The sequence below is a fragment of the Bacillus smithii genome (genome assembly GCF_001050115.1).
Lineage (GTDB): Bacteria > Bacillota > Bacilli > Bacillales > DSM-4216 > Bacillus_O > Bacillus_O smithii.
Genome location: NZ_CP012024.1, coordinates 1,006,413 through 1,032,848, shown reverse-complemented (window position 1 = coordinate 1,032,848; position 26,436 = coordinate 1,006,413). Strand labels below are relative to the sequence as shown.

Here is a 26,436-nt window from a genome sequence, read left to right as displayed (position 1 = left end):
AAATACAACATGGCGATTGTGTCAACCAATAGGTTTTTATTTCCAAATTTTAATAGAAAAGTAAACTTAAGCATTCTTAAGTAGAGTTAAGTCCAAAATAAGAAAAGAGCCATGTTGCTTCCCAATTGGTAGAATTAACAGTGAACCGTTGATTACAAGAAAGAGATTTTTTGCTTAAACCAACAGAAAAAAGTGATTTCATTTGCCGAAAAAATTTTAAAAAAACAGACGAAAATGAGCAACACTATTTCGACTGTTTCGGCAGAGGTGGGGACTCGTTCGTTTAGACGCGTTCCTGCAGGGAAAGGCTCATTAAAGCTCAATACACGTGTACTCAGCAACTCATATATACCATTTCTAATTTTCAATTGCCGAATGTCAAATATGTCCTAATGGACTAATGAAGACTTTCCCTTACTATAGAAATGACTCCATTTATTTAACAAAATGCTGCCAGTTAGCTGAATGAGCAGTAAGGCTATAAGAAATATAATTTCACTGGGTCGAAACGTAGTTAACCAGGATATACTTATCATGAAGAAAGCTAAACTTAAAATCTTTTGCATATTCCGTTGTTTTTTTAACATTTTTATCAGGTATGTCCTAAATTGAGTTGCAAGGATAATCATTAAAATAAACAATAATAGCCATTTTATATATGGGATCGATCCAATAATCATAAATGAATGATCATCAAATTGTATGTGATTAACAATGCTAATGAAAAAGCCGAACACTGCTACTTGATATAAGATTGCTCCTATCGCGATGGTTTGGTTGACATTTTTATAATTTCTGCGTAAATTTTGCAAGTCTAGAAAATATTTTTCACAGTAATATTGTTCATGTGGACGGCAGCAGTTTTCATGCTCTTGTTGAATGATTCGAAAAGATTCTGTCATCTTTTTTATAGACTTTTGAAGGCTATATAAATATAAAGAAGCAGGTAAAAGTACAATAGAAGTGCATAAAGCTAGTGATAAAATTATTAAATAATCATTCTTCAAAAACTGAAAATAGAAAGCTACCATTTTAACCGCATGTTGAATTAATCCAATATATTCTAATAACATATACAAAAACATCAGGGACGCAATGACTATAAGGGTCTCTTTCTTTATTTTCAAACTTTACCACCTCTATGTATATGAGATATAAACTTTTTTCGCTTCAATAAAAAAGTGCATCAGTCGTAAAAAATCATCATCCCGCATGTTTTCAACGATTTGATATACCTTTAAAAGAGAGCAATCATAGTACGCATAGTCAGAAATCCAATCAAATAGCTTTCGTAAATAATCACTCTCATAAATAATGTTATTTAAGAAAACTTCTTTTCCATAGGAAAGCCATTGAGATACCTTTTTCCTGTCATTCAGAATATTAGCATTCCATGCTTCAAACAATATTTCTGACTTCTCGCCTTGTAAATCCAATATTATAAAACTTACATCTTCAGTAAAATGGGTATGCATTGCTAGATTTTGAAGAAATATTTTGTTAGATTTCTGCAGCTCCTGAATAAAGGGAGAACCTATGTGGAATAAAGCCCGCAAAAAAATTTCCCAGTATACCTTCTGTTTTAACAATAGTTCATTGTCTTTGGAACGGGGCAGTAGAACTCCTATCATAAATCCCGAGATTCCTATGTTGCTTTTATAATTTTGAAAAACATCCTTTGAAAGCAAGTCGCAATGGGGTTCCAAATGTCTGCTTAAGCTGCAATGCTCCTGATTATTTTCATAGCTTTCAAGTTTATGAGAAATTATATCATCTAACTCTTCTCTTCCGCCTATTATAAATAATTTCATATTTTTCGGTTGATAAAATGTTTGATAAGCAGTTTTTAATTCTTTCGTTGTCAGCGAATCTATATCACTGTGATTACCCGCCGGGTATATACTTACAGGGGATCCATTGCACAATAAGTGCAGCATTCTATAATGTTTGTCTACCCATTGATCCATTTTGGCTGTGTCGATTTCATTCTTTATAACTCGCTTTTCCTGCTCAACTATTGCATCATTCAGTTGGTGCTGGTTTAAAATCGAAAACAATTCCTCTAAATTTTCAGAAACAAACTCAGGCCTTGTATTGAACATGAAATTTGTATCTGTATATGTGGTAAATGCATTTAAAATTGCATTTCTTTTAAAGAAATCCTCATACACATTATGATTGCCTTTCCAAAACATTAGATGTTCAAGAAAATGGGCTGTACCATAAGGTAAATATTGGATATTATTCTGCGATTTTAGCATATAATCTCTGCTTCCAAAGTTCACTTGAATGTTAACCAATCTCATATATGAATTCGGATATTTTATTCGATAGATAGTCAATTTGTTTCTTAAAAACGCTTTTTCTGTCATAGACTCTAATTTATGAAAAAAATCAAATTTCCCCAATTTTACTCCCCCTTAAAACATGTGTACCAATGTATTCCACATTATCACAAAAAAAATTGGATAAGCTTTCACATGTAATTTTTGAGAGTTCTAGTTCAATATCATCTAGTGAAACAGCGAATGTTTTTATCATATTTAAATAGGACACTGTCCCTTCAGGTGTATCAAGCAAATAAAAGACTTCATTCTTAAAAAACTGTTTTGTCTTTTCTAAGTAGGCAGAATCGATTTCAAATCTTAATATATTTTCTATCATTTCATCTACTGTTTGTTTTTCGTATTTACAAGGTACGCAGACAGAGACAAGTAGGACGTTGCACATCATATCGTAACGACTTATAACATGATAAGGTGCTATATTTTTTTTCCTTAATCTTTCAAATAATTTGGAATGACCATATTTACCAAGCATCCCGTCAATTAATTGCATGTTTAAATAATCTTGAAAACATTCTATATTGACACAAGAAAATCCTAACGTAATAATCGTCTGGTTGATAGAATCTTTTCGAACCTCAGTTTCGTAAAAATTGCTATTGACTATTACTGGTTTAGAATGAAGAAATCTGTCTTCTTTTTGAAATGTCGATCCATTTAAACGGAGATTCCCCAAAATAAAAATATGTTTGTCTTGTTGTTGGAGAAAATCCAGATATTCCTCTGCTTTTCGCAAAAAAGAGAAATCAAGATTTTGATAAATATCTATGTTACCGAAAACATCTGTTCCGTACCTTTTATTTTGAAAGGCAGTTTCCAAAAGACGAGCCGTAGAATATGCGAACGGATTTGCAAATTGTCTTTGGATTTTTGCAATTAGATCTTGCTTAGCTTTTCTCATTAAATCCTCTGTTAAATCCTTCGTATGAATCAAAACATTAACAAGTTCATCAACAATGTTTTCTAAATCTTGATCATAACAGTCAGAATACTTAGGATGAATGATTCTTGTTCCATATGTTTTAAGCTGATTATTAAAAAAAAGGCTTGTCGAGCAAACAAATCGTTCAGCAACATCAAAACCAAACTTTTCAACCAGTATTTTCTTTTTCAAGGAACTAAACCAATAAAAAAATAGAGTATTTTCTTCAAACTTTACTGAGTCCTGAAGCTTATCATAGAAATAGACTGCAATAGACACAGTTGAAAATTTTTTTGTCGGAAACAAACTGATTTTCCACTCTTTATCTAATTGTATCTTATCCAATAAAATCACCTTCTTGCTTGTTTAGCATATACCAAATGAATATCGTCAGGATCGGGATGGATATTAGAGAAAAAAAAGTTCCAACTATTGCTGGCAAAAACAGAGGGAAACAATAAAAATACGACCGGTATTTCTTAAAGTCACTCCATAATTTTTGTTCTGTCTCCCAATCGAAATTTGGTCTATATTCATCTGCTTTTAGACGGATAAATGCTCCCGCTAGAAGCAATTCTACACATTGAGCTATACTCCAAAATGAAATAAGTGTTTTAAATAATATGGAAAAAACTAAGATAATTGAAACATATCCAGTCAGCAGCAATCCTATGTAGAAAGCATATTTCTGCCAAAATAGTGACCATTTCTTAATAGGCAATGCTAATAATAGTTTTCTATTATGTTTTTCAATCGAATAAAGCAATGCAATTGGTGAACAGGTTAACAATAATGCAACAGCAATGAAAAAAACCGTAGCCGATCCAACCATTTTTAATTTCATTAGGTTATAGGAGAAGAAAACAATAAAAGCAACCATTACGGCATAGTTTAAAATCATTGCTTTAGATGAAAGAAATCTGTTCCATTCCCTTTTATAAAAGGAAAATTCGATATGTCGTGATTTTGAATTTTTATCAGACTGGTTGGAAACCTGCAAGAATTTTGGAAAATCTACAACGATCACCCAGCCTATATGGATGATGCATACCAATATATACAATATTGGCAAACGGTACATGGAGCAAAACACAAGCAGCAGAGCTGCAATATGAGAGAACATATACAGTGTTTGTTTTCTATTCAACAAATTTCCTAATGCAATGCCAATCACAATAGAATATATGGTTAAAAACAAAAATTTGCATAACCAAACCAATAAATCGTTTGCAGATAGATGGTGGTCAACAAATAAAACAATAGGGAGTATAATGAAAAACAATGTTCTTCTTAAACACATATCAATATAAAGAAAAAGTATTTGCGAAGTCCAAAAAACACGTGGCCGAATAGGCATGATGCAAATGACATCCATAAATTTTTCTTTCCACTGCGTATTTACAGATAGAGAAGTGATATATACGTTTATAAAAAGAAGAGCTCCCACAATATAACCTTTTAATAAAATACTTTCGTTTAAATGCGCCTGTTTGATTAAACCAATTTCAAATAGAACAAGAATGCCAAGACCAATTATTGTTTGGATGAAATCTTTTCTCTTATATTTTCCATAGTACTGTTTAATGAATAAATGAAAGATGAGCAAGAAATCAGTCATTTCGGATTACCTCAAAAAATTCCTTATGTAAATCTAAATTTTCATTTATTTTTACTACAGAAAGGATTTTCTTATTATGCAAAATAATTGCATAGTCACAAAACCTCTTTACGATTTCAAGAAGATGGGATGAAAAGAGAATAGTTCCTCCATTCTTACAATACTTTTTCATTTTTTGATGAAATACTTCTATGGACTCTACATCTAAACCGACAAGTGGTTCATCGAGAATAAAAAGAGGAACTCTCAGCAACAGACCTGTTATTAGAACAACCTTTTGTCGATTTCCAAGCGATAATTCAGAAATACGTCGGCTAACATATTTCGTAAAATGAAACTCTTCAGCTAATTGAAGAAATTCTTCTTCTTTATATATTTTTTGATAAAGCTTATGAACGAATTTAACATATTCACGAGCAGACATCTCTGTGAACAGCATTGGATAATCAGCGGCAAAATATCGTTTTTTTTTAGATTCATGCCATTGATGTAATTTTGCATCAGGCTCCACTTTTATATCATCCATTTTAAAAAAGCCACTAAAAGAACGATTTATTCCGGTTAAAGTATTTAACAAAGTTGTTTTTCCAGCGCCATTGACTCCTAGCAATCCGTAAACATACCCCTGCTTCAAAGAAAGATTGATATCCTCCAAAACAAAGTTGTTTTTTTCATACCATACGGATAGATGTTGAATGTCTAAAATAGGATTCATCGTTTCACATCCTTTGTTGCTCGAACGACAAACACAATGGCTATGATTAGAGAGAAAACGGCTAAACCCCAATTACCTTTTACGAAATAAGTAATAGCTGCCGCAAAAAAGATCAATGAAATAATATATTGAAATACCCTCCGTTGACTTCCGCGATTTTGTCGATTTTCTGACATGAAAAACCCTCCTAAACAAGCTGGAGAATATCCTCCAGATTCTCATTTTTTGCCCAAGAACAAGTATTTGTACGATGATGTTTGTTAGCATTTAATCCTTTCAAATAGCAGCCTCCACAATATCCATTAAAAGGACAGCCTTTCTTACAATGTTCACTAAATTTGGGAGACTGTAATTTCCATAATTTGTGGACAATTGGCGATTTAAATATATTTTCATATGAATCTGTTAAAATATTTCCTAAAGAGAATGTTTTCGGAAATAAGGCACATGGCCGAACATTGCCATATGGATCTACCACTATAGAACGCCATCCAGCTCCACAATTACTTACCCTTTTTCTTTCATATGGAATAATCGGAATTAAATCTTTGAATTCTTCAAGTAGTTCCTTTTCATAGGATAAGAACTTTTGATATACATTTGCGTTCACAGTGGGAAGTTCTATATTTTTTCCTCTACCAAAATCATTCACCCAATTATAAGTAAATAACTTAGCTCCCAGTTCTTTTACTAAACTGGCCATTTCACGTATTTCCCACATATTATCTTCAAAAACAGACATAGCAACTCGAACAAAAATGCCATTATCGCTGAGTAACTTAATCGTTTTACAAGTCTGTTCAAAGGCATGCTTTTTTCCCCTGAAACGATTATGTACTTCCGGCCGGACACTATCTAAGGAAATGCCCACAATGATCTTATGTTTATATTTTATTAAAAGATCTGCACTTTCTTTCCTTAATAATGTTCCATTTGTTAAGATCGCTACCTTTTTAAATTTGTTTAATGCATATGCTAGAATCTCGTTTGCTTTTGGATGGACAAATACTTCCCCACCGGTAATTTCACAGGTTAGTACACCGTTTTTATATAACATATCTGTAACTTTCTTAAATTTTTCTAAAGAAATTGTCCCTTGTGCTTGAGGGGAACTTTCTAGATAACAATGTTCACATTTTAAATTACATTTGTGTGTTAGTTCAAATGTAGCATGTAATGGCATTGGATATTCATTGCTTCCGCTTACTTGTATAAGTTTGTATTTAGCCTGATCCATTATTTTTATAACTTGCTTTTTCAAAAGCATATGGATCATATCATAATACCATCCCTCATGGTCATGTATATTTTCATTGTATTTATCACATTGTGCTTGTAAGATTTCTTCAATCGTTTTGGTGCCATCCATACGCATGCAAATCTCATAAGCAGTTTGATTTAAATCTAGATACTCAAAATCCGAAGCGGAAACATCTTCTCTTAAATAATCGATTTCAAGAACACCGCCTGATGGTAGTTTATGAATTCTTATATGATCCCCTATATAGGGATATTTATTTTTTAAGGCCATTTCCATCCCTCCCTCTATAAACTTTAATTTTCTTCAAAATTCTCGCGTTTTCTTTAAATTTCGCTAACACATAATAGCTTCTTCACCTCAAATGAGTGTAAATTTCTTGTATTTATTCAATATATTTACATGGTAAGGTGCATCCTATAATACAGATTTACAATATCTGTAATATCATGTATGACCGTGCAAGAAGTCTCCACACTTCTCATGGTCGCTCACCCTCCCATGTATCACTGGATTTTAAGATCCACACATTCCTTCGTCCTGCGTACCCATGAGGTGGAGGTTGGATATGCTCCTTTACAGGGTCTAATGCCCGAATGGTGAAAATATACTCCAACTCTGCACTATTGGTGTTTGTCAGAATAACAAGTCGTTTGAAAGCTTTTATGCAGCCTGTAATGCTTTTATTTGAGGTAATCCCTTTAATAGCTTTAATCCATCAAACTCACACTGTTTCTTACCAATGGCAAATAACACACGTAATAATTTACAACACAAGGCAATCAGAGACTGTTGTTTTTTTAACGGCCTGTCTGGCCGATTGGTATAGTAATGATGCAAGGCTTTAAATACAGGATTATGGGCAACCAATGGTCGAATGGCCAGGTATAATGCTTTTCGTAAACGTCTTCGACCCCTTTTGGTTATGCGTGTTTGCCCTTTATACTTTCCTGAACTGTGTTCTCTTAAAGAAAGCCCTGCCAGATTGACTAATTGTTGCGGATGATTGTACTTGGTTAAATCTCCTACTTCCGCAAAGAACAAAGCAATGGTAGTGTAACTAAGTCCCGGGATATTGGTCATTTGTTTCGCACCTGGTATGCTTTCAACAACACCTTCTAGTTCTTCATCTAGTTGTGCTAACTGTTTCTTGTAAAGCTCATATTGATCCAATAGGCAATCCAATTCTCTTTTTGCGAACTGGATTCCTGTCTCAATCCCAACGCTCTTTTTCGCTACTTCTACGAGTCGGGTTGCTCGTTTCAGCCCAACCCCACGCTGTACATACGGTTTCCATTTTTGCAGCACTTCTTCTGGTGACAACTTTTGAATATGAGAGGGAAATGGAAACATGCGCAAGGTATAAAAGGCTGCTTTACCTTTCCAATCTCCAAACACATCGAAAAACTCTGGGAAAAAGCGCTGAATGACGTTTTCAATCCGCCCTTCAATGATCATAAGCTGTTTGATGAGCTGATCTCGTAATTTGACGCCTTCCCTTAGTTCAGCGTATACGCCCTCTAATAGGTTCGGTACGGAGTATCGCCCATCTTTCATTAACTGTGCAATGACACGAGCATCTTTTGTATCGTTTTTTGTAGGCGAATTGTCATCAAGCTCTTTACTTTTTTTGACGTGCATGGGATTCACTAGCACTACATCATATCCTTTTGCCTTAAGAAAGTAAGCAAGATTTAGCCAATAATGACCTGTTGGCTCCATTCCAAAAATCACGTGGTCCTTATGATTTTCTTTTTGAATATGATTAACCCAATCTAATAAGGTTTGAAAGCCGTGTATACGATTTTCAAAGATCAATCTCTTGCCAAATTCTAAGCCTCGGTCATCTTGAAAACGGGCAACGTGCTTTTCTTTAGCTACATCAATACCTACAATGAGAGTTGATGGTGTAATTTGAGAGATTTTTTGATTTTGTGTATAATTCATTTTGAGTCCTCCTTGGTTTATTGAAATTCGGGGTCAACGCGCATTGACACCCTGTACTATACCAAGGGGACTTTTTTTTATCAAACCTCAAATTTCCTCATTACAGGAATGCTCCTTATAAAAAATTTATTTTTATATTCTGTATTGTACAATTTACAAGGGGGGCGTCCCAATGATGTCTGAGCCTTAACAAATGCATGAACTGGTAAATTAAATATTTTATTCATTGTGAAGGCTTGACACCTATTTGGAACAATCCCCTAAAATTTTACCCCACAAGCCCGAAAGTACCAGAAATAGCAGCAACCTCAAAATCAGGTACCGGTCCATCAGCTAGACATAATGCACCAATGGAACATGCTGAGCATCCTTTGTTCTCTACAATTACTCCCCTTTTCATAACACATTTCCTCCTTTTGTTATATTAGTTAATTTCAGTAATACCCGGGTACAATTTAATGGTAAATTACCAAAATTGTTAATTCAATATAATAATTTGAAAAATCTGTTAATGATGTTTGACTTTTCTGTTAACAACGTATTGATGATGCAAAAAATAATAAAATGTATTCATATCAAGCGGGATAGAACAGACTGGTAGAGTTAAATTGTTACATAAGTGACAACTATACGAAAGGGAGCAAGTGCTAAAGAAGAGGTATTGTGAAAATGGCAAAGTATTCAAAAACATGGAGAAAATCATTTTTGTCTAGAGAATTGCTTGACACAAAAGGAAAAAGAAACAACACAAAAATAGCTTCCACTTTTGTACGAAATATCTCAACAACCAGGATTTTATTAACGAATACACAAAGTAATAGGGTTTCATAATGATTCCGATTGGTCTCGAACCAGCAGCCCCACCCTGTCATGGCTAATAATCTACGATTGATAATGAACAAGTAGGTTAAAATCCAAGGTTTCCATTTTTCAATATAATAGTTTCTGTTCAAAAATGAAGATTGTTAATTGTTTTCATCAACAATCCCGTCAAAACTGAAAGATGGAATATAATTCTAGTAATTACTTTATTATACCATAAATGAGATGTATAATAATTACAATACTGTAACTATTTGTAGGATAGGGATCCTAAAATGAGCAAAAAGAGATAATACTATAGCGATGCCATAATTGCCCTTATACTTGTCGCAATCCTTTGTCTAGTCATTTTATCAATACCGGTTTCAATCTTTTTCTTTGGTTTGAAATTTTTAAATTCCCTTCCTGAAGTGAACATTGAAAATGGAGGATTCATAAAAAATTTATGGTTCACCCTGAATTTTATCGGTTATGTGACCGCGTTTTTTCTCGTTGCAGAACTATTGTCTAAAAATTTAAATGAAATTAAAAATAAGTTCTTATCTACAGTTGTTAAATATGCTTTCACATTCACTTTATGTTGGTTATTTGCCGCTATTTACACACTGTTCTCCGAGAAGTTGTCAGCAAGCAATCTAGGCGTCTTGTACATAGCCATATTCTAATTCGCACTTGGGATAATAGTGGAAATACTATACTTCTTTGTTTACCAGTTACCTAATAAAAAAAGTAATTTAAAAATTTAGAGCTCTTTTAATATAGATCATCATATTGAATGAATGAAAGGCTCTAATGTCAATCCGTTGGGTGCACTATCGAGCGCCCTCTTTTTTGTAGTTGACTGGATGACATAAAGCTTTTCAAGGTGCAGCTTCGGGCTGTCGGGCTGAATAAATCGGCTTTTATTTTTGATAAAGCCGTATTAAATGATCTTGTGGATTTTTACAAACAAAATCACAGCCATCAACGCTTACGGCGAATAATAAAACCATTATCAACCTTATCAAAACCAACTTTTGGATAATAATCCATTGCACTTGGTGCCGATAACAGGATAAGGGCGACCTCTTCACCGATAATTTCCCTTATCCTCTCTATGAGTTCCTTGCCAATCCCGCTTTTTTGATAATCTTGATCGACAGCCAAGTCAGAGAGGTAACAACAATAACTGAAATCCGTTAAAGCGCGGGCGATTCCAACCAATCGATTATGGTCCCAAGCTGTCAGAATAAGATTGGCATGGTCCAACATCTTCTGAATCCGCTCTTTTTGACCAATCGGGCGAGTAATGCCACTATTCCTAAATACTTGTATAACGTCTTCCGCTTTTACCGGTTCATTGTATTTATAAACTATTTCCATTTAAATATACCCCCTTAGACAGCATTATACGAAATATTCAAGCAGTTAGAATCACGCCGATTTTTCATTATACCTTTCTTTTGTTGCATTATTTTTTTCAAGCTGCGATCAATACTGATTGCAAAATCCCTTTCTTGCCCACTAGTTACATCGTTAAGTCACCTATTAACCCCTTCTTCTGTCATCAATTGACTTCTGTCGACTAAACCAATCAAGGTACTTGAAAAAACGAAAGGAAGCATCCATTGCTAAAACGGCAAATGATGCTTCCTTTCATATACGGTTTTTTCGGTTACGCCGGATTTGCTTGTTTTTTTTCCTCTAATCCAAGCGTCCGCGCTGTATATGCATGAATTTCATGAATAAGTTCTGGTTTTTGCAAGAGTGACAAGCCATAAGAAGGAATCATTTCTTTTATTTTCGGTTCCCACGCATTTAGATGTTGCGGGAAGCATCTTTTGATCACATCAAGCATAACGTGAACGGCAGTAGAAGCACCCGGAGAAGCACCGAGCAATGCAGCGACCGAACCATCAGCGGCGCTAACAACTTCTGTACCAAATTGAAGCGTTCCTTTGCCGCCGGTCTCCGTATCTTTGATCACTTGTACACGTTGACCCGCTACTACAATATCCCAATCTTCGCTTTTGGCGTTCGGGACAAACTCTCGCAACTCTTGAATCCGCTTTTCTTTCGATAACATAAGTTGTTGGATCAGGTATTTTACCAATGACATATTTTTGACGCCTGACGCCAACATCGTTACGAGATTATGCGGTTTTACGGAAGCAAATAAATCCAGATTTGAACCGGTTTTTAAGAATTTTGGCGAAAAGCCGGCAAACGGTCCAAAGAGCAATGATTTTTTGTTGTCGATATATCGTGTATCAAGATGCGGAACAGACATTGGAGGAGCACCAATTGCAGCTTTGCCGTATACTTTTGCATGATGCTGCGCTACAACCTCCGGATTGTTACATACCAGGAATAATCCGCTTACCGGAAATCCTCCAATATGCTTACTTTCAGGAATGCCGGTTTTTTGCAGTAAAGGCAGACTTCCGCCGCCGGCGCCGATAAAGAGGAATTTTGCAGTATGGAGTTCGACAGTACCGCTATCGAGATTTTTTACTTTCAATTCCCATAATCCGTCGCTGGTACGTTTAATATCTTGGACTTTATGTTTGTAGTGGATATCGACGCCTTGATTCTTTAAGTGGTCAAACAACATACGCGTTAATGCGCCAAAGTTGACGTCTGTTCCGGATTCGATTCTTGTTGCCGCTATCGGTTTATTGATTGTCCGGTCTTTCATCATAAGTGGAATCCATTCCTTCAGTTTTCCCGGATCATCGGAAAATTCCATCCCTTGAAACAGAGGATTGCCGGACAATGCTTCAAAACGTTTTTTCAAAAACTGTACGTTTTGTTCCCCTTGTACGAAACTGATATGGGGCAATGGCCGGATGAAGTCCTGAGGATTACGAATTAGATTGTTTTTTACAAGATAAGACCAAAATTGTTTTGAAACCTGAAACTGCTCATTAATTCTGATAGCCTTGCTGATATCTATGGATCCATCCGGTTTTTCGACAGTGTAGTTCAACTCGCACAATGCAGAATGTCCTGTTCCCGCATTATTCCATTCGTTAGAGCTTTCCTCACCTGCCTTGTCGAGCTTCTCAAAAACTGTAACTTCCCAATCCGGTGCTAATTCTTTCAGCAGCGTTCCCAACGTCGCACTCATGATGCCTGCACCAATTAAGATAACGTCTGTTGTAGTATGTCTGTTACTCATATTTAAAGTCCCGTCCTTATACCCTAAGATTTACAGAAAAGATGTATGCGCTCACAACAAGCCATAAAGCAGCCGTGTCACACATCTTTTCTGGATCAAATATAACCAATTATAGTGTATCACTATTATCAAAAGATTAAAATATTTATTTACAATTATATGATTAGTTATAACCTATTTAAAAGCTGGTAAATTTCAATGGTGACATACTGTGTTGCCGCTAAGAAGCGATAAGCAAGGCACCGGGAAACACAAAAACCAAGGCTTTAAACCAGCTTTATTCATAGGCTGAGTTTTGGTGTGCTGTTACCATTGAACCGACATTCTTGTAGTTCCTTAATTGCGCTATACTGGTTTATTTTGCACATGAAAAATGATCTCTTTTCCGACAGCAGGTTTTTCGATACCAATTTATTAAGCTTTCGAGCAATTGGTAGCTTTTCGAGGATAACAAAGAACAACCCTTTCGCAATCTGATTCGATTAAAGCCGTATTTAGAGTGTTTCTTGTATTCTTCCAACGAGATGTTCTTTTTTCGCCCACGTTTTGTACCCGCTTTCATAAATTGGCGTGTCGCTGTCAAAGCTACACCGATATGCCGCAAAGGAACCAAGCTGCTTGCCGCATATTGAAACCAACGCCTTCTTGGTCCGTCCGATATGTTTTTTGAAGCAGCAATTCCATCAATATAATATTTCTTCTATTTCATATCTTTATAGCTGCGCCATCAACATCTTTGTAAATTATGAATCCGTTTTAATCCAGCCTTTATTGGGGTTGACAGAGTTTTTCTTCTAACAGGTGCAAAGAAAAAAATCGCTTATTTTCCAAAAATATTTTACCATCAACCCCGTCCATTGGAAACCGAACCGTACAAAGCGGTTCAATCATCAGTTCATCATTTTCCAATTTATTGCATTCCTATTAGGAGAACTGATCCTTCTCGAGCATCAGGGTCTGAAAAAATAACCGCAATCCGTATTGTCGCGGGGATAATATCCAAAGAATTCCATTGAAGAATCAGCATATATTCATAAAAATCAATGCTCCCTTTTATTGATTCTTTCTCTCTTGTAACCAAATAAACAATTAACATCTAGAAGGACATAAATAATAAACCCCGTTATCTAATTGCATTTCATTCAAAAAAACCACCTTCTTGCTTGTTTAGCATATACCAAATGAATATCGTCAGGATCGGGATGGATATTAGAGAAAAAAAAGTTCCAACTATTGCTGGCAAAAACAGAGGGAAACAATAAAAATACGACCGGTATTTCTTAAAGTCACTCCATAATTTTTGTTCTGTCTCCCAATCGAAATTTGGTCTATATTCATCTGCTTTTAGACGGATAAATGCTCCCGCTAGAAGCAATTCTACACATTGAGCTATACTCCAAAATGAAATAAGTGTTTTAAATAATATGGAAAAAACTAAGATAATTGAAACATATCCAGTCAGCAGCAATCCTTTTTATTTCGATCGTCATTTATTAAGGAGAAAACACTCTTCATATTAGATAGATAAAACAGGATTCTCCTTATATCATTCTTACATTAAAAAAGGAGGGATATGTATGTTAAGTTTTTTACCTTGCAATCGAAAAAAGGGGAAAAGAACGCTATCCATTCCAAAAAATGCGGAGTACAAATCACGAGTTGCAACAGTGTAATCAAATCTTTCAACTTTGACTATCCAGGATGAAAAAGTGAAGCAGGTCCACAAAGATGGATTACATATCATAATGATTTAGGCAACAGCAAAAATGTTATGTTGGAGGTGTATAAATGAGACAATTAAATCCAAAAAAATATTCCAATTCGACGATCCCGGCAATTTTTCAAGCTATCCTAAATATAGCATTGATTTTACTTGCCGTTGTTTTATGTTTTTTGCTTGGTAAGGAGATCGTTTATTCTATTCGTTTTGTCGTCTTTAATCAAGGAGTTGAAATCCACTATCATCTTCTTGAACGCTTCCTGATATTCTTCTTGTATTTCGAATTCATTTCGATGATTATAAAAATTTCCAAGGGAATTATCACTTCCCGCTGCGCTACTTTGTATATATTGGCATTACTGCCATGATACGCTTGATCATTGTATGTCATGAAAATCCCATGAATACATTTTTGTACACTTTATCTATTTTAGCTTTAGTGATCAGTTACTATATTATTAATTCTAAAAGAAAAACGGATTGAAGTGATTGATAGGGAGATGACACTCTTATAATCTTTTAACCGCAAGCCAATCGAACTATTTGAAAAGTTTTATTTGGATGGAGAATGAATTCCTGCCTTGTTGGATCAGAAAATCGACCGTGTTTTTAAGATCACTAAGTTTAGCTTTCACACTATAAACAGAATGATGGCTTTCTTGTCCATTCATCCGCTTTAGTGGCGGCATTCCCCTGTAACAACTCAACTACACAACTAAACCTGTTCATTTTTGTGAATAATTTCACATAACGATCTCATAGCCACACCCTCTCCTCTGACATCCTATACACATGAATGAAAGATTCAGTAGAAATGAAAATAAGCATTGCATCAGCTTTTTTCTTAGTCATGTCAGTTAAAGCTGATTTAAGCGTTCCGTTTTGACGGAACGCTTTTGTGATTTTTCGGCCCTTTTTACTTTACGCAACAGCATTTCATGCTTATCAATGAAAGACAGATGGATCACGCTTTTAAAGCCCAATAGTTGACTATTCATATCAAGGGCAATCTATTGACCTCGTAAATGTTGAAATTGTATCAAGATACGATTCTAATCATTTTGTCCACTGTTGGGAAAATCTTTATTTAACTTTTTTCTGAACGGAGTGTAAATAAACACAAGACTGCCGGTGAGTTTATGAAAATTGAGGGCTTTATAATAAAGAACATCCTACTAAAAAACAAAATTAACAAAATAATTATAATTGATGAAAAAATATTATTTTAATAAAATGAGTTGCATAATTATTCTACCCTATGTATTATTAATCGTATCTATTACATGAATCACTAAGAAAGGGTAAACAGCAATGACAGAAAAAAAGAAGATCGGTGTATTGGGTTTAACGATCATCAGTACAAATACCATATTAGGTTTAAAAAATATTCCTTTTGCGGCTACGGTTGGACCGTCTGCTATCATATTTTGGGTCTTAGCCGCGTTCTTATTCTTTATTCCGATTAGTTTAATCGTGGCGGAGTTGGCGACAACCTATCCCGAACAAGGTGGAGTGAGTGCGTGGGTAAACCGTGCTTTTGGCCAAAAAGCAAGCTTTTTATGCAGTTGGTTTTATTGGGTGGCAAATTTCACTTATTATCCATCCCTATTACTTGGAATCATCGTGAATATTGCTTATGCCATCAATCAACAGCAAATGATCCATAACAAAATATTAACAACAGTGATATCCCTAACTATTTTCTGGGTTATTACGTTATTGACATTGCGTGGCACCCGAATGAGCGAGAAATTGGCGGCCATCGGAACCCCGCTTGGATTAATTGTGCCAGTCATCTTAATTTTCGGCTTTGGATTCGCCAGTATTTTAAGCGGACATCATTCAGCAACAGAATTTTCAGTACGGACGATGACGCCTAATCATCTTTCATTAGATACAGTGATGTTTTTGTCAACATTGATGTTCGCCTTTGCAGGAATGGAAATGCTGGGTACCATCGCTGGCGACGTAAAAAATCCGCAAAAAACATTTCCAAAAGCCATTTTGATTTCTTCAGTCATCATTGGAGGAATCTATATTCTTGGGACCATCGCTTTTCAATTTGTGTTTAACATCAAACCGGATCAAACGGCGACGGCTTTATTCTTATTTGCGGATCAAATGACAAAACAGTTCCATTTACCGTTTTCATTATCGCAAATGCTTGGGATTTGTTTTGCCATTTCAACGATGGGTGCATTGTCTTTTTTAATTTTGAATCCGAGCGTCATGTTCTATAACAGCGGAAAAGCGATTCTGCCCCCATTTCTAACAAAAATGAATAAAACAGATATGCCCGCCAACCTGATTCTTTGGCAAGCTGCAGGCGTATCCGTTATATTAGTGCTTTCCGGTTTTGTTCCGACTATATCGAAAGCTTTGAACATGCTGGTCCTTATGGCCACTCTTGCCTTCTTTATTCCTTATCTCTTTTTAATTTGTGCTTATATCAAATTGCGCAAGACGGACCAGGCAACAGTCAGACCGTTCAAAATAAAGAAAAATGCATTAGCTTATGTGGTTGCAGGCATTGGATTGATTTCCGTTACAGGAACCATCATATTAACTTTGATTCCCGCTCCGGACACGACCGTATCACAATATGCACCGCTTATAGTAGGACCTATATTCTTTGCCGCTTTAGGTTTTTGGTTTTATCGAATCGGAAGAAAAGAAAAAAAGGAAGTCTTGAAAAAAGCGAGTTAATATCCAACTTCCATTTATTTGCATGATATTGCATATTCATGCTCCATTATGAAATAAAATAGATCTTTCCTTCATAGAGAACACTGTAAAAGGAGATGATGTTTTCAATCATCTCCTTTTTGAATGAGCGAACTCTTCCTTCCCATTCGGCCATTGATCATCATAGAAAACACGGATTTAAATGCTCGCCAGTTGAACCTACTATGACAAAGAATCTCTATCGTCGAATCATCTTTCTATATATTTTATACCGTGTTTTAGTTATGACAATTTTAATATCTCATTCCCCGAAACTTTATAAACTCCGCTTCCAATAATGGACATATGATTATGATCGTCCAACCTAATGGCAGAGAAATCCGAAATGCAATATAATTCGTTATCAATCTTTCCAGCAATATTTAAAACCATTTGTTCGTGGATTTTATTGCTGTGTTCGAAATGGACCTCGACACTGAAACTTACTAAATCGAGACCATTATATAGGTGCACTTCTTCTACTTCATGGATAGGTGTAAGGATTGCTTTTCTGCACATATTTATGGCACCAGCACTGATTCCGATTACGACTCCTTTAAATTCTTTTAAAACGGATTGAAGATTGTGATGAACGATAAAATTATACTGCCGCAAGGTATTTCCACCCATTAAATATAGAACTGAAGCACCCTTTATTTCTTTTGACATTGCTTCTGGATCCATATCACTGTATAAAGTGACTGATTTTTTAAAATGAATTTGGGCTTTTTCAAAAAACCGTAAAGTTTCTTCAACATATTTTTGAGTGGTTATCTTTTCATCAGGTGATGTTGGAATGAATACTATTTTCTCTTCTTTTATATCTCTTTTCATGAAATCAGCCAGTTTTTCATCAAAATGATGATGAAAATCGATCTTGCTTAATAAATACCTAATCACTAAATCACCATCTTTTTCGACAATACCGTAAAAATACAAAATTCCTTTCTCTACGAATCTTTCGTCATCAAACTAGATATTAGCGAAATGGATATCTTCTATAAAATTGTACCTTTTTCTCATGATAACTGTCGTTTCAAAAGGACTTGCTTTTGCATGTAATATACTACAAACATTAGAAGGTGTTTCATAGATGCATCATCGTCCTAGACCTATTGTGTGTCCGCCAATACATCGTGTCCGAGATCATTTTGTCCCTCGCCAAGTGCCCTACATTCATCCAGTCGTAAATGTCAATAGATACAACATCGTCAATGTACCTAAACATATTTACAGGCCTGTTACAAGAAATGTGGTTGTTGACCCTGGTTACCCTAATAAATGCTGCTATTAATGCAGCAAACTGCCTTCTTTTTGTAGTAGGGCATTTTCATAATATCTCATAAGTGAAAAAAAAAAAAACGATCCACGATCTTAGACATATGCTCTAGCTTTCCGCACTGCCAACGCGTTTTTCGCACCCATGTGGCGGTATCGAAACTATCTTACCCGCCTATCCTTTACGATAAAATTTGCATTTTAAATAAGGACAACTTCATCAATATCTATACAAGATTTTCCCTAAGGCAAGACGATTCTGGCATGTCGGAAAAGATCTTGGCGTTTTTATTTTTTGGATATAATACAATATTTGTAAATAAAACCATTATTTTATCATCGACATTAATAAACCAAAACTGATATCATTCTTCTCGGGCTTTGATTGGTAAAAATTCAAAGCTCTGCCAACACAGCCACTTTTGGGCACCGATTTTATATCGGTGCCTTTTCATTTAATGATTACTGAGTTTCGTATCATCAAGTGCTGTGTTGCAAACTTTTTGAGTTCTTCCATCATGATAGGTACACGCACTGCTTAATACGCATTGACATAAATTAGTTTGTAATCACGATATTCAAATAAAAGGATGAATGAACCATGGTTTTGTATATGGATTACACATCACCTCACACTCAATTCACTTTCGATGTAAACAAAAGCAATGCGTTCACAAAAGATAAACACAACTTTATCAATGTATTAGGGATCGAACAGTTAAACACATTAGAAAATATTTCTTTATTGGATATTTTCTTAAGCAAAAATAATGTGATCGAGCCACATTATCATCAAAATGCGGCAGAGCTGGTTTATTGTATTTCAGGAGCTGCCGTCGTTTCCTTATTCAATCCATTTACCAAACAAATCCATAACTATCCCATAAAACCAGGCCAAGTGGCCAATGTTCCACAAGGATGGTGGCATTACGAAGTAGCGACGAAAGATCATACACATCTTCTAGCCATATTTAACGCACCGACTCCTGAAGTGATTTTAGGTTCAGATCTTTTGAAATTTACCCCACCAAATATCATAGCCCACACCTACTGCCTCAATGAAAATGATTGGAAAAAAACGATCGCTCCTATTCAACCCAATACCTTTATAGGACCATACAAAAACTGTCATCGCGAGCAATATCAAAAGGAACAAACTAGATTGGCCCATCATAGCCAGAACGAAATCCGTCATTCCTCTCATTATCCATACTATCAACCATATCAGCAGCCTCATCATTCGGGACACAACGAATATTGAAGCACCAACGGAATTCCCGATTCATGCTTTTTATCCGTATGGATTTAAGGGGGAAGCAAATTTCTCCCTGTTCTGTAGAATTTTCTAATATTTTTCCGGTTTGACCACTTTAATGATTAAAATGTTTGTTTTATAAGTAAACATCTATTAATTAGTTACAACCTCAACTTTCGCACACAGAAATATGGAGACAGTCCTTGATATAACGAGGTAAAGAAGTAATCCAATTGGACAGTTGACACTGAAAAATGTCCATACTCAAATAAACCTTAGCTTCAGCCAAAGTTTGGAAAAGAGAAATCAATTGTAGTAAAGCCGTTTTAAAGTCCATCTCCTTTACTTCGTCACATAGAAACAAGAATAAGTTGCCCATGGTCTTCGGATCCTCTTCTTTCCGAAGTTGCCAAGCAATCAAGATATACCGAGTGAAGACAATGGTAGTATGGCTAATCATCATGTCATAGGAACGACCTTGAAACTCTTTGGCTAAATGTAAAAACGATTTACTGAATTTAAAAAAGGTTTCAATGTCCCAACGCATCCCATAGATTCGAACGATTTCTTCATTAGACAGCGTGGTATCTGTACTCAAAATGGCTAGCCATTCACTTTTTTCGTTATCATAATGGTGACACCTTTCTTTCTTTGGTTTTTTTGGTTTGGTCACCAATAGTTTACCAAAAGAAAGAGGTGTCTTTTTGTTTTTTAGACGAATTTTTTCAGTGTCAAGTGAATATGAGATACCCAAAGAAACCTATCAAATCAAGGATTATTCATAAATTTTTCACTGCGAAAGTTGAGTTACAACCTAATTCTGCTGCTAATCCCGCACCACAGATGGAAGTCCAGCTCTTCCTTCACAGTGTGCATCAAGAATTCATTTTTGATCAAACCACTCCTGTTCTAAAATGCTCATCTCCCATAAGCTCCAATAATCATTTCCTGTTTTTCTGCAATCTCTGAGCAATCCTTCTTTTTTAAAACCAACCTTTTCATAACAAGCGATCGCAGATTTATTAAAGTCAAATACGCCAAGACTAACTCTATGCAATTTTAGTTCTTCAAATGCTATTTTCAATAGTTCTTTTACCATCAATGAACCTATCCCTTGACCTCTTAAATTTTTTTCTCCCACTAAAACTTTCCCTATTCTTGCTGATTTATTTTTCCTGTCTATTTTCCCCAGAGAAATATGGCCGATCACATTCCCTGTTTCTTTATGTATCACTTTATAAACCAAAGTATCAGAGGTATCACGATTTGCATTCTCAATGTACTTTTCTAATTGACTTTCGTTCAGCGGGTAATCAAATTGAGGTCCTCCCCACTGAAGTAAAAATTCCGGTGAATCAATCCAACGAATCAGCTGATTAAAATCTGGACGTTCAAAATATTCAAGTTCAATCATTACACCGCTCTCCCCCTTCAACTAATTTATTATCCTTAACATCTAGAGACGATTAAGGATTTCTTATTCACTAACTCTCCCCATGCGTTTTTTTGTCTTTCAGCAACTGCCGCCTTTCCCTATCAGTTCGACAATCTTTGCTATAATTCCTTTTCTATATAAACTCTTTGCCTTGTACAAAGATCATTAGGAGAATCTATTTATCCATACATTACATTAAATGTAGACGCGCCTCACAATGGACAAAAAGCCCTTACTCAATGGAAGAATAAGGGCGCTTTTTTAAGCAATTTCGCTTTTTTTAAAAATTAACTTTTAAGGAAGGAGTCATTTCTTTCATCCTATTCATGGTCTCGTCTGCTTGTACAGTTTTGTTAGAGTCCTGTTTTTCTTCTTCATTAGTTCCTCGAACCATTGCCGGTCATGTTGATCTAATGCCATATCAATCAATTCTTTTAAATCTTCAGGGTGAATCATATCCGGAATAAGGTTTATTTCATATAGCGAATAGGTTCCCAGTCGCTTTTCGATTGGCTCTATTTCACCATTTCGGACACAAATCGTTTTTTGAATTTCCACTGAATAATCAAAAATCCACACTACATAACCGATCACATCATATTCAGATAAACGCACCTTCACCCAATCTCCTACTCGTACCATGATCCATTCTCTTCCCCTCATTCAGTTTTCATTCTCACCATCTAAAGCAATGCCTCACTTCTAAATAATCCAGATCCTAAATCACTCCGATACGCTCTTCCGTAACACCCATCGCCAACAATAAATGTAACTACTTACATTTACTCTCGCTTTTCAAAAAAATACTCATCACGACAACACACATTGATATTCGAACTTACAAACCACCATTTCATTTTGCAGATGTAGTCTCTTTACAAGTACAGCTAAATAAATTCTCACTAAAAGTAGCCGTTTTATGGTTTCGTCATTATTTTGGCTTTAAGCTCGTCCATAAAGAAAACATCAAAAACGACAAAACGTTCCAGTCCCGAATCACGTTTTGGACAAAGGAGCTTTTCTAATTTCAAAATAGTGATTTTGTTTCTTAAATACGCAACAAACCCGGAATTTTCGATTCCAACCTCCTCTTCAGCAAAAAAACCGTTTGAATTGTCCCATTTCACCAGCTGAGTAAAGACATTTAAATCTGAAGCAGTAGAATTCTTTTTGATTTATTTAGTTTATGTTTATGAAATGTTTGATGTTTGTGTCGTTGTGACTGTCTGCTTTTTATACTTGCCTTAAGACCTTAGGAACCCCCACCTAGCCGCGTTCATCGTGTTATTTTTTAACCTGTTGTTGTTTTCAGAAAAGGGAAAGATTGTATAAATGATAAAAAAATTTCTGATGAAAGAGGAACTTGAAAATGGATTGGTTTTGTTAGTGGATTGACAAATTGAGCCCAATTTTTATGGATCCGTAAATAAAATCATGGATCAAAAAAGATATGGCATTCAGGAAAGCGGATAGTGGGCAGAACGGACTAACAACGTAGTTCCATTCATATCCGGATGAAATGAATATAAAAGACTTTTTCCTGCCAGTATGGTGTTAGAATCAAAAACTGTTATCCAAAACTTTGCAAACTACAACTCTATTAAACATATGGATGCGGCCCTTCATGAGCTTTTATTGGAATTATTAGAGATTAACTTTTCAAAGAATTAACAAAACATAAATATAGTACTTTTTCCCTTTTTTTAGTACAAAAGGTTCAATTTTTTAAATTTTTCGTATAAAATAATTATAGTTGGTTGTTGGAAAAACTATAAAGGGGAGGAAATATTTATGAAAAAGGTACTATCCGTATTCTTAGTAAGTTTACTAGCTATTCCATTTATGTTTAGTGGAACAGCACATGCAGCTCCAGCCCCAGCGTTAACAAACATTCAATTTATTGGGGTAACATCAGACGGAGAAAATGGAAATTGGGAAAAAATTGGTTTTAACCAACAGTCTGCGAGTATACCGATGAGTGGCGAAAATGGATATATTGCAGTCTATGTTGAAGGAACCATTCAAGCTGGTACATTAAGAATATATAACAACGGTAATAATATCACATCTAGTACATTCCAGGCATTACCAGATGATTATGTAACGGATTCAAACAATATCGTTATAGGGACCATAAAATATATAGGTATCCCACTTTCGGCAGTTTCATCGGGTACCTTTACTGTATCAGCAAATAATTATTATCCACCTAATAATACAATTTATGATAATCTATTCATTACAGTTAATAAATAGGGGGTAAAAAAATGCAAATCAAACCAAATGACCCAAATTTTGCTGCCTATACTCGATTGACATTATTTGCTGAATTTCAAAAAAGCATAAAGGATGGAACTGAATTTGTCGGTGGAAAATCGAAGGATATTTCTTTTGAGCAATTTAACGAACTTTTGAATGAAAATAAAGTTGTAAACAAGGAAAACGCCGGAGAAATGTCTAAATTTCATAAAGATGCGCTTCAAATACAAATGAATTATAGTAAAGACCCTGAATTTACATTAAAAGTAAAAGATATTATATCCAAGGCATTTCAATTAGGCCTTGTCGACAAGGATGAAACTTTAATAAATAAAATCGATACAAAAGCATAAGAGGAATTTACATTTTTTTGCTATATAATAGCCATTAGACATTGGTGATGCAAAAATCAATTAGAAAAAAGCTTTCATTATTGGAAATGACATCACATATCAGAAAATGCTGGTCTGTAATGAATGTTCATTTCACGAAATTGCCCTTACTAGGGGCTTTTCTTTTTTAACAACTACAGTACTTGTACTTATGTTCATAAAAAAGGAAAACGCCTAGGGAGAGTCGCTCCTCTCAGACTTTTCTTGATTCTCTCCATCCTGCGGGGGAGCTTACTCTCCCTTATGTGCGGGATAAAGCGAAACTTCCTTCAGAGAGCTTTTAGTGCATCAGCCCGTTCTCATGATCGTGATCCATTTTTGACGTGAGACTTACTTTGCAAAAACTCCCAAACCGGCTTTGTATATTGCTGTTTTTCCGCATTCGTATATATATTGGCCAAGGCTCTTACAGGATCTCCTGCATAATATCTTTCGTATAATTCGTGTCTGGAACCCAATTGGCTCCCAAACAAGTCCCAAGCCAGCTTAAACAGTTTGACTTTTTCTTCGGCTCCCACGGTTGCTCCGGCAAAATATTTATGCATTAATTCTGAAATGGGCCCGTTTATTTCTTCCAATGTAGACGGAACTTGAACGAAGCCCCCCGCACCGATTTGCTGTAAAATTTCGATCGCACGCGGATAATATTGAGATCCTAGAATGCGCGCTGTATCAATTGGTTTAAGAGCAGGAATAAACGTGCCGGTCTCGTCCCTTTTAGCTTGCGCCTCCGAGGCAACCAACAGCGAATGAATCGTTTCGACTTGGGTAATGAGTTCCCCCAATTTTTCTTGAATATGCAAATATCCGGAAACCCCAATCGCTTATGCAATGGCGATGGCGACACCGGTCACAAACTCAAGTTTGCTTAACAGCCTCACGACCGTTTGATGAAAAGCGAGAGAATTAGCGGTCCGATTCATCCGAAACTTCCATACTGCTTCCGCATTCCCGTGAATGAGCACTCTTTCCCAAGGAACTAGAACGTCGTCAAAAAATAATACAGCATCCATTTCGTCGAAAGAAGCGCTCAAAAGATGATCTTGTTCACGATCAGAAATGAACGGTTCCCGGCATACGATATGCAGTCTCGGCGAATTGGCGGGAACGATCAAGGCATGTGCATGTTTCGCATATTCCTCTTTGATTTTATGAAAAGGGAATATAAGAAAATCGTGTGCATAAGGAGCGGCGGTAGCTATCATTTTGGCACCCCTTAAGATCAAACCGTCCTCCGTTTCTTTAACGATATGCAGAATGCGATCGGCCGCATCGAAATCTTCCAATCCTTTGGAACGGTCTACCTGTGGATCGAGCAATGCATTGGCTACAAACAAATCATTGTCCCGTGCCTTCTCGTAATAATCCGCAATCTTATAAGCAAACCGCGGATCCAACTGGGCCAGCTGCTCTCTGGCAGCATACCACCCGGTTACGAGTGAGCGGGCGTATTCCGAAAGACGGCTCATCACTCCATGCGTTTCATCCGCCCAATATTTAAAAGCGATGCTTCTCTTCCGCAAATCGTCTTGATTTCGAGGTACAAGAAATGAACTATGGACATATGTGTCTGAACCAGGCGGTTGAAAGCCGACCAATTGCTTCTCTTCCGGATGATCGAGCATATTGAACAACCGCTCGATGGTAGACAGCGTTCCCGTAAAGGCGGGGTGCGTAGTGACATCCTCCACGATGCTCCCATTCAGCCACACGTTCCTTCCATCTTTCAAACTGTCCAAATACTTTTTGCCACGTGTCTTGTTTATCATGCTATTCTTATTCATTAAACGTTTCCCCTTTCCAAAGATTGGTAGATGTCTTGCCAAGCAAGAATTCGACGTCCTACCAGCTCCAAGAAATAATCGGTGCATTTCCCAAACAAAGCAAACAATAAAATGCTGGCCACGATAATAGCTGGTCGCCCTGTCGTTTGACCATCCATCATAAGAAAGCCTAATCCCTTGCTTGCCCCCATGATCTCCGCCGCTACAACAAACATCCATCCCAATCCAAGCCCGCTTCTCAGTCCTACAATGAACGAAGGCAGAGCCGCAGGCAGAAAAAAATGACGAATCAATCTCCAGCCATGATAACCGTGCACTAATCCTACTTCCAGTAAACGTCGGTCCACTCCTTGAATACCAGACACTAAATTAAGATAAACCGGGAAAAAAACACCTAAAGCAATCAAGGATATTTTGGAAGTCTCGCTTATGCCCATCCATAAAAGAAATAACGGTACCCAAGCCAAGGAAGGGATATTTCGCAAGGCTTGGATAAGCGGATCCAACAAATACCGAAACGTACGAAAATATCCGTTCAATACCCCAAACAATAAAGCAACAGCCGTTCCAAGCAAAAATCCCACGCTTACCCGATATAGTGTAATTCCGACGTGTTCCATGAGCTCTCCTCCCCGAAACAAATCTACGATGGTGGAAACAATCTTCAAGGGAGAAGGCATAATATTAGGGGGAATCAAACCGTTAATAGAAAGGGTTTGCCACAAGATGATGATGAATATTGGAATGATCAGCCCCATACCTGTGATAAAGAAATGTTTCTTCCATTGACGCAACCGCTTGC

19 protein-coding genes and 2 pseudogenes are annotated in these 26,436 nt (G+C 36.1%); 5 read left to right on the top strand and 16 right to left on the bottom strand.

The window, feature by feature from the left end; all coding sequences use genetic code 11:
* Positions 1-1,139: 1,139 nt before the first annotated feature.
* The 10 genes from BSM4216_RS04935 to BSM4216_RS04890 all read right to left on the bottom strand — a co-directional run bounded on the left by BSM4216_RS04935 (position 1,140) and on the right by BSM4216_RS04890 (position 12,787).
* Positions 1,140-2,408 (bottom strand): insulinase family protein, encoded by a 1,269-nt coding sequence (locus BSM4216_RS04935; RefSeq protein ID WP_048622941.1) that lies wholly within the window; start codon positions 2,406-2,408, stop codon positions 1,140-1,142.
* Positions 2,395-3,612, bottom strand: coding sequence for an insulinase family protein (locus BSM4216_RS04930; protein ID WP_048622940.1), 1,218 nt, complete (start codon positions 3,610-3,612; stop codon positions 2,395-2,397). The genes BSM4216_RS04935 and BSM4216_RS04930 overlap by 14 nt, the downstream gene beginning before the upstream one ends.
* Positions 3,605-4,885 (bottom strand): hypothetical protein, encoded by a 1,281-nt coding sequence (locus BSM4216_RS04925; RefSeq protein ID WP_048622939.1) that lies wholly within the window; start codon positions 4,883-4,885, stop codon positions 3,605-3,607. The genes BSM4216_RS04930 and BSM4216_RS04925 overlap by 8 nt, the downstream gene beginning before the upstream one ends.
* Complete coding sequence (locus tag BSM4216_RS04920) at positions 4,878-5,600, bottom strand: ATP-binding cassette domain-containing protein (protein ID WP_048622938.1); 723 nt, start codon at positions 5,598-5,600, stop codon at positions 4,878-4,880. The genes BSM4216_RS04925 and BSM4216_RS04920 overlap by 8 nt, the downstream gene beginning before the upstream one ends.
* Entirely contained in the window at positions 5,597-5,776 is a 180-nt protein-coding gene (locus BSM4216_RS04915; protein WP_048622937.1) for a hypothetical protein, read from the bottom strand. Before BSM4216_RS04915 ends, BSM4216_RS04920 begins: the two co-directional genes overlap by 4 nt.
* An 11-nt stretch (positions 5,777-5,787) precedes the next feature.
* Positions 5,788-7,131, bottom strand: coding sequence for a subtilosin maturase AlbA (locus BSM4216_RS04910; protein WP_048622936.1), 1,344 nt, complete (start codon positions 7,129-7,131; stop codon positions 5,788-5,790).
* 390 nt (positions 7,132-7,521) lie between these two features.
* Positions 7,522-8,805 carry an IS110 family RNA-guided transposase gene (locus BSM4216_RS04905; RefSeq protein ID WP_048622726.1) on the bottom strand — a complete coding sequence of 428 codons (1,284 nt, stop codon included), beginning with the start codon at positions 8,803-8,805 and terminating at the stop codon, positions 7,522-7,524.
* 268 nt (positions 8,806-9,073) lie between these two features.
* Positions 9,074-9,205, bottom strand: coding sequence for a subtilosin A family bacteriocin (locus BSM4216_RS04900; protein ID WP_048622935.1), 132 nt, complete (start codon positions 9,203-9,205; stop codon positions 9,074-9,076).
* Positions 9,206-10,590: 1,385 nt separating this feature from the next.
* Positions 10,591-10,989 carry a GNAT family N-acetyltransferase gene (locus tag BSM4216_RS04895; RefSeq protein ID WP_048622934.1) on the bottom strand — a complete coding sequence of 133 codons (399 nt, stop codon included), beginning with the start codon at positions 10,987-10,989 and terminating at the stop codon, positions 10,591-10,593.
* A gap of 292 nt (positions 10,990-11,281) precedes the next feature.
* Entirely contained in the window at positions 11,282-12,787 is a 1,506-nt protein-coding gene (locus tag BSM4216_RS04890) for a malate:quinone oxidoreductase (RefSeq protein WP_048622933.1), read from the bottom strand.
* A 1,788-nt stretch (positions 12,788-14,575) separates the two neighbouring features.
* On the opposite strand from BSM4216_RS04890, the pseudogene psiE reads away from it, so the two are divergent.
* Both psiE and BSM4216_RS04870 read left to right on the top strand, forming a co-directional pair.
* A pseudogene (psiE, locus tag BSM4216_RS04875) lies at positions 14,576-14,991 on the top strand (phosphate-starvation-inducible protein PsiE).
* A gap of 827 nt (positions 14,992-15,818) precedes the next feature.
* Positions 15,819-17,213 (top strand): APC family permease, encoded by a 1,395-nt coding sequence (locus BSM4216_RS04870; protein WP_048622930.1) that lies wholly within the window; start codon positions 15,819-15,821, stop codon positions 17,211-17,213.
* Positions 17,214-17,474: 261 nt separating this feature from the next.
* Here BSM4216_RS04870 and BSM4216_RS04865 read toward each other — a convergent pair whose 3' ends face one another.
* Complete coding sequence (locus BSM4216_RS04865; RefSeq protein WP_048622929.1) at positions 17,475-18,170, bottom strand: Type 1 glutamine amidotransferase-like domain-containing protein; 696 nt, start codon at positions 18,168-18,170, stop codon at positions 17,475-17,477.
* A gap of 940 nt (positions 18,171-19,110) precedes the next feature.
* On the opposite strand from BSM4216_RS04865, the gene BSM4216_RS04860 reads away from it, so the two are divergent.
* Positions 19,111-19,770 carry a cupin domain-containing protein gene (locus BSM4216_RS04860; protein WP_048622928.1) on the top strand — a complete coding sequence of 220 codons (660 nt, stop codon included), beginning with the start codon at positions 19,111-19,113 and terminating at the stop codon, positions 19,768-19,770.
* Between the two features lie 163 nt (positions 19,771-19,933).
* Here BSM4216_RS04860 and BSM4216_RS04855 read toward each other — a convergent pair whose 3' ends face one another.
* The 3 genes from BSM4216_RS04855 to BSM4216_RS04845 form a co-directional block, all read right to left on the bottom strand.
* Positions 19,934-20,518, bottom strand: coding sequence for a transposase (locus BSM4216_RS04855; RefSeq protein WP_061778487.1), 585 nt, complete (start codon positions 20,516-20,518; stop codon positions 19,934-19,936).
* Positions 20,519-20,647: 129 nt separating this feature from the next.
* Positions 20,648-21,178 carry a GNAT family N-acetyltransferase gene (locus BSM4216_RS04850; RefSeq protein WP_048622927.1) on the bottom strand — a complete coding sequence of 177 codons (531 nt, stop codon included), beginning with the start codon at positions 21,176-21,178 and terminating at the stop codon, positions 20,648-20,650.
* 345 nt (positions 21,179-21,523) lie between these two features.
* Complete coding sequence (locus BSM4216_RS04845) at positions 21,524-21,841, bottom strand: IDEAL domain-containing protein (protein ID WP_169799162.1); 318 nt, start codon at positions 21,839-21,841, stop codon at positions 21,524-21,526.
* A 1,149-nt stretch (positions 21,842-22,990) separates the two neighbouring features.
* Between BSM4216_RS04845 and BSM4216_RS04835 the strand changes: the two genes are divergently transcribed.
* Both BSM4216_RS04835 and BSM4216_RS04830 read left to right on the top strand, forming a co-directional pair.
* Positions 22,991-23,455, top strand: a complete 465-nt coding sequence (locus BSM4216_RS04835; protein WP_053083221.1) for a DUF4879 domain-containing protein — start codon at positions 22,991-22,993, stop codon at positions 23,453-23,455.
* 11 nt (positions 23,456-23,466) lie between these two features.
* Positions 23,467-23,811, top strand: coding sequence for a hypothetical protein (locus BSM4216_RS04830; RefSeq protein WP_048622924.1), 345 nt, complete (start codon positions 23,467-23,469; stop codon positions 23,809-23,811).
* A 338-nt stretch (positions 23,812-24,149) separates the two neighbouring features.
* Here the strand turns inward: BSM4216_RS04830 and BSM4216_RS04825 are convergent.
* Both BSM4216_RS04825 and BSM4216_RS04820 read right to left on the bottom strand, forming a co-directional pair.
* Positions 24,150-25,619, bottom strand: a pseudogene (locus BSM4216_RS04825) (4-hydroxyphenylacetate 3-hydroxylase family protein).
* Positions 25,620-25,633: 14 nt separating this feature from the next.
* A complete protein-coding gene (locus tag BSM4216_RS04820; protein WP_048622923.1) occupies positions 25,634-26,428 on the bottom strand; it encodes an ABC transporter permease in 795 nt (264 codons plus the stop codon).
* Between the last annotated feature and the right edge of the window lie 8 nt (positions 26,429-26,436).